At 38.5% G+C, this 5,446-nt stretch carries 6 protein-coding genes and 1 other annotated feature; all 6 genes read right to left on the bottom strand.

The window, feature by feature from the left end; translation table 11 throughout:
• Positions 1 to 1,459: threonine--tRNA ligase (gene thrS, locus IKV95_RS04075; RefSeq protein WP_287451430.1), on the bottom strand; the 1,459-nt coding region annotated here is incomplete at its 3' end.
• A 61-nt stretch (positions 1,460 to 1,520) separates the two neighbouring features.
• Positions 1,521 to 1,746, bottom strand: a binding site (T-box leader).
• A 43-nt stretch (positions 1,747 to 1,789) separates the two neighbouring features.
• Entirely contained in the window at positions 1,790 to 2,713 is a 924-nt protein-coding gene (gene dnaI, locus IKV95_RS04070; protein ID WP_069119341.1) for a primosomal protein DnaI, read from the bottom strand.
• 5 nt (positions 2,714 to 2,718) lie between these two features.
• Complete coding sequence (locus IKV95_RS04065; RefSeq protein WP_069129268.1) at positions 2,719 to 4,188, bottom strand: replication initiation and membrane attachment family protein; 1,470 nt, start codon at positions 4,186 to 4,188, stop codon at positions 2,719 to 2,721.
• Positions 4,189 to 4,217: 29 nt separating this feature from the next.
• Positions 4,218 to 4,676 carry a transcriptional regulator NrdR gene (nrdR, locus tag IKV95_RS04060; protein ID WP_029090633.1) on the bottom strand — a complete coding sequence of 153 codons (459 nt, stop codon included), beginning with the start codon at positions 4,674 to 4,676 and terminating at the stop codon, positions 4,218 to 4,220.
• A gap of 79 nt (positions 4,677 to 4,755) precedes the next feature.
• Entirely contained in the window at positions 4,756 to 5,355 is a 600-nt protein-coding gene (gene coaE, locus IKV95_RS04055) for a dephospho-CoA kinase (protein WP_069125346.1), read from the bottom strand.
• Positions 5,356 to 5,359: 4 nt separating this feature from the next.
• Positions 5,360 to 5,446, bottom strand: an 87-nt coding sequence (locus IKV95_RS11180; RefSeq protein ID WP_353734605.1) for a zinc finger domain-containing protein, incomplete at its 5' end; no start/stop codon positions are given.

Raw genomic sequence — 5,446 nt, 5'->3', positions numbered from 1 at the left:
GGATTGTTGAAAGTGTTTCTTCCTTACCAATTGCAGTCTTAACCATCACATCTAATTTAGGACCATAAAAAGCAGCTTCACCTTCGGCTTCAAAATATTCTAAGCCAAGGTCATCCATTGCTGATTTTAGCATTGCTTGTGCTTTATCCCACATATCATCATCATCATAATACTTTTCAGTGTTTTCCGGATCACGGTAGCTTAAACGGAATGAGTAATCAGTGATATTGAAATCTTTATACACATCATGCAACAATTTCACAGTTGCTTTAAACTCTTCTGCAATTTGATCTGGACGAACAAAGATGTGAGCATCATTAAGTGTCATAGCTCTCACGCGTTGTAAACCAGATAATGCGCCACTCATTTCATAACGGTGCATTAAACCTAATTCCGCAATACGAATAGGTAATTCACGGTATGAATGAATATCATTTTTGTAGATCATCATATGGTGTGGGCAGTTCATCGGACGTAAAACAAGTGACTCATTCTCATCCATTTTCATTGGTGGGAACATATCCTCACTGTAGTGTTCCCAGTGTCCACTTGTTTTATAAAGCTCCACATTAGCAAGAGCGGGTGTATAAACATGATCATATCCTTTAGATACTTCCATGTCGACGATATATCTTTCAATTTGACGGCGAACAGTCGCACCTTTTGGCAACCACATCGGTAAACCTTGACCCACTAAGTTATTAATCATAAAAAGATCGAGTTCTTTTCCGATTTTACGATGATCACGTTCTTTGGCTTCTTCTAACATGGCAAGATGCGCGTCTAAGTCAGTTTGTGAAAAGAATGCTGTTCCGTAAATACGGTGAAGCATTTTATTTTTACTATCTCCACGCCAATAAGCACCTGCAAGACTCAATAATTTAAAGGCTTTGATTTTACCAGTTGATGGTAAATGACCACCTCGGCATAAATCAGCATATTCTGCTTGTGCATACAATGTCACTTGTTGATCTTCTGGAATCGCATCGATTAGTTCTAATTTGTATTTATCGTCAGCAAAACGTGCTTTCGCTTCTTCGCGAGTCACTTCTTGACGCTCAATTTTAATGTTTTGTTTGATGATTTTTTTCATTTCTTTTTCGATTGCTTTAAATGATTCATCAGAAATATCTTCTTTTGTATCAAAATCATAGTAGAAACCACCATCGATTGCTGGACCTACACCAAAGCTTGCATCTGGATAAAGACGGCGAATTGCTTGCGCCATTGTATGTGCAGCTGAGTGATTAATCACTGTTAATGCATCTTCATGTTCAGGTGTAATAATTTCAAAATCAGCATCTTCGTTAATCGGTGTTGTTAATTCGACAATTGTACCGTTTACTTTACCGGCGATTGCTTTTTTCTTTAAACTAGAGCTAATTGATCCTGCTATTTCTGCTGTATTCAGTCCGTTTTCAAATTCTTTCACGGCACCATCTGGAAATTTAATTTTCATTGGTCATTTCTCCTTTTTAGTTAAAATAAAAAACGTCCCTCTGCATTCTAACAATAGAATACAAAGGGACGTCTGAATGAACAGTCGTGGTTCCACCCTCATTTAATAGCCGAAGCTATCCTCATGGGCCTTGGTAACGGAAAAAGGTTCCGGACTATCTTACTGTAAGTTCAGATAGTCAGTTCAAAGGTGGTGAATTGTAAGGTGCAATCGTTGGTGAGCTCTCAGCAATGCTCGCCTCTCTGTAAACAGCTTCCTTAAATCCTTATCCTTCTCAATACTTTTGTTATATATGACTATATTATAGCTTCTTTTGCCAAAAATGCAAGACTATTGGCGATAGTTTTTACCAGAAAGCTCAATTGGTTGTGCTAAGAAACGGATACGTTCCATGATACGAGTAGCTTTCATCGTCTCTTCATCACCACGATTATTTACCATCAAATATTTTTGAAGTTGTTTAAAATCCATATTTGATGAGAAAAACGTTGGTAATTCTTCTTGCATGCGATATTGTAAAATTGCCCCTAAGACTTCATCTCGCGTCCAACTTGTTAATGACTCAGCACCGATATCATCCAACATTAAGACTGGCGTTTCTTTCGCAATTTGAACCTTCTCACCCACAGAATTGTCATTAATCGCTTGTTTAATTTCACGCATAAATTCTGGCACATAAATCATCGTTGTTTCGACATCATTATCTGCCAACATGTTCGCAATCGTACCCAGTACATAGGATTTTCCTGTTCCATATGAACCATAAACAAACCAACCTTGCACCATTGTGTCACCTGCATCTTTGATTGCACGTACCAATGGAAACATTGCATTCAACAATTCAACACGTTGAGCTGTGTCGGTTTCAAAATTTTCCATACTGGCATTAAGAATTTGTTTCGGCATATGCAACGAGCGTATACGTTTACGTCGTTCACGTTCACGATCAGCACGAATTTTTTCAGGCGTCGCCGCGTAACGTACTTCTATAATACCATTGTTAAGCGATAACTCTGGTCGATAGCCTGGTAGCAAGCCCCGTTCTTTATTTTGATACTTTTGATGTTCCGTTACAAACTCATATAATTTAGTGATATTGTGCTTAATTAGCTCTGTTGTTAACTGAGGGTTTTCTGCTTGGAATCGTTTGATCTCATCATAATTTAAGACGGTCTGCAACGTTTCATCATAAAGTGCTGTCAGACGACTATTGTTGCTCGCCACGTTTTTTAATGCTGCTTGAATCGGGTCCATTGCTATCACCTACCTTCCTTTAAATCTTTTCTAAGTTGAGCAATTTTTTCGAGCATTGCTGGATCTGTTTTAATTTCGGGTTTCTTTTTAATAATTGTTGGGACGGTCACTTTTTCTACTGGTTTTTCAGCAGCGGCTGGCAAGGTTACACCGTCTTCCTCTGCCAATTGTTTTTGTAACCAATCAGGAATAATATCATTTGCCTTTCCATCTGTTTTTCGATAAGAATTATTTTGACGCTGTTGCCATTTTTCGTAATCCTCTTGTTTTTTATCAACAAATGCTTTCGTGGATTGAATCACATCAGCAACTGTAACAACGCCTTTCATATCCCAATCACGCGCAATTTTTTCCATGTACTCAGGGCTATCAATCCCATTTCCTTGTAAACGCGTATAATAGATGAGCGCATTCATGACAGGGATTGGCATTTTTCGTTTCGACATCACGGTCTCAACTGCTTCCAATTCCTTAATCGTGGGATCGGCCCCATAAGTAGAAAGTTCTTTAATTAAGTTGAAAGTATCAATTTGCGTTAAGAACTCAATGAGCTGTCCTTCATTTTGAATATCACCAATTGATTGGACGACATCAACTGTTTGGATCTCCGGTTCTTTAACCTTGAGTTTCGGATAAGCACCTTCGCCCATATTAATTTGATAAAAATCACGCGCAACTTTACGTAATTGCTCTAAATCCACATTACCATCCGATTGCATTGCACGATAAATCAAACTAACCATATCGTCTTCACTGATATGGTAAACCGCGTAGAGTTTACGAATGGTCTCCTTCACTTCATCATTAATCGCGGATAAAGTAATAAACGTTGGCGATAATTTACTGTAAAGACGTTCAAAGTCAAACCGCGAATCCGGTATATCAAATTGTGTTGCTTGTGAACGTCCAACAAGTTTATCTGTATCAGCTTTTGCTTCAGCTGTTAATTTTGTTTTTGGAAATTGGAATACCTCTGTGAACGATGTTGTAATTTCTGTCATTTCTGATTTATCGGTCTCTGTTTTCACCCAATTATTTTTCAGTACCCGATAACGACGATCACCTACCGCACTAAATAAAAACAGGTTCAGCACACCGTCGTTAAAAAAATGATAAGGGTCCATTGGTGGTGCTAATTCATAGACATAGTGCCGTGAATCTCCCTTGTCGACTACAAAACTTTTAAGTAAACGCACACCTTCTAAGACGAGGCGTGCTTTAATTAATCGTGTTTGACTCATATCAGCAAGCAGTGTTTGGAGTTGATAATGTGTTTGTTTTTCTGATTGTGTTCCCATTGTTGGAACATGGTCAAAAAATGTTTGGTAGAGCGTATAAGCATCAACATTAATTAACGGTAGATACAGTTGCGTTAGCACGCGACGATCAATATCGTTTAGCAATCCTACCGTTTCAATGACATAACTATCCCCTGGATCAGGCTGGTAGTTACCTTCTAAATGATGTTGTCTCATTATCTCACCTTCTTTTTTGCTGTTTGCATTTATTTTTGTTTCTCCATAATTTCTTTGAGCTCTTCAATAAAGACACTTAAGTCCTTAAACTGACGATAGACTGATGCAAATCGCACATATGACACTTCATCAATATCAGCTAATTTATTCATCACAAATTCACCGATAATATTTGATTCAATCTCACTTGTGCCCTGCGCACGAATATCGTGTTCAACTTCATTAACAACATTTTCTAATTGTTCCAAAGATACTGGGCGTTTTTCACAAGCACGTACTAAACCACGTAAAACTTTTTCACGTGAAAACTCTTCGCGTATGCCATCTTTTTTCACAATAATCAATGGGCTTTCTTCAATTTTTTCAAATGTTGTGAAACGAAAACTACACGATTCACATTCGCGACGTCTTCGTATCGAACGGTTTTCATCTGTTGGCCGTGAGTCGATCACTCGCGTATCATTTGATTGACAAGATGGGCAGCGCATTGTTTTAACCTCCTCGTTTTTTACAGAATTTCATATGCTTATTATAGCATATTTCTCACGTTTGACGGCATTCTTCTCGCTAGGAATCACATACAACTGCGGCGAGTGCAACATCAACTTGCTCAAAGGTCGCGGTTGGCGTTCCATTGTTATCAATCACAGTATCTGCACGTTGTATTTTTTCAGCCAATGGCAGTTGTGACGTAATCCGTTGGACCGCTTCTTGCTCAGTTAAATCATTGCGGAGCATTAATCGTTGTTTCTGTGTTTCTTCATCAACAGCGACGACCCAAATCTTATCGTATAACTCTAAACGATTGCTTTCAAATAGCAACGGAATATCTAAAATAACAATGGGTTCCTGCTGTTTTTGATAGTCGGATAAAGTCATCATCATCTTAGCAAAAATCGCTGGGTGCATTAAACTATTCAGTTTTTGACGTTTTTCAGGATTAGCAAAGATAATTTCACCTAAAGCTTGCCGATTTATGCCGTCACCCTCAGTAATTTTTTCACCAAACTCTTTTATCAAAGCCTTCACAAGTGGCTGACCTGGTGCCACAACCTCATGAGCGACAACATCTGCATCAATCACCGGTAAACCTTTTTCTTTTAAATAAGTGCTCACCAAGCTTTTTCCTGAGGCAATGCCACCTGTTAACCCAATCACTGTTGTCATGTTATCACTTCCTTAATAATGGTTGACAAGCGGGGCAATAATGCGTGCCACGACCATGGTATTGAATCTTTTCAATTTCAGTCCCACACTG

It is taken from the genome of Brochothrix sp., from assembly GCF_017549435.1.
In the GTDB taxonomy this organism is placed as follows: Bacteria; Bacillota; Bacilli; order Lactobacillales; family Listeriaceae; genus Brochothrix; species Brochothrix thermosphacta.
The sequence above is the reverse complement of the archived record's forward strand: the minus strand, read 5'-3'. Positions and strand labels throughout refer to the sequence as shown.

Excerpts from the sequence above, each read along its gene's own strand:
- dnaI (WP_069119341.1), bottom strand. The coding sequence starts at position 2,713 with ATGGACCCGATTCAAGCAGCATTAAAAAACGTGGCGAGCAACAATAGT.
- IKV95_RS04065 (WP_069129268.1), bottom strand. The coding sequence starts at position 4,188 with ATGAGACAACATCATTTAGAAGGTAACTACCAGCCTGATCCAGGGGAT.
- nrdR (WP_029090633.1), bottom strand. The coding sequence starts at position 4,676 with ATGCGCTGCCCATCTTGTCAATCAAATGATACGCGAGTGATCGACTCA.
- coaE (WP_069125346.1), bottom strand. The coding sequence starts at position 5,355 with ATGACAACAGTGATTGGGTTAACAGGTGGCATTGCCTCAGGAAAAAGC.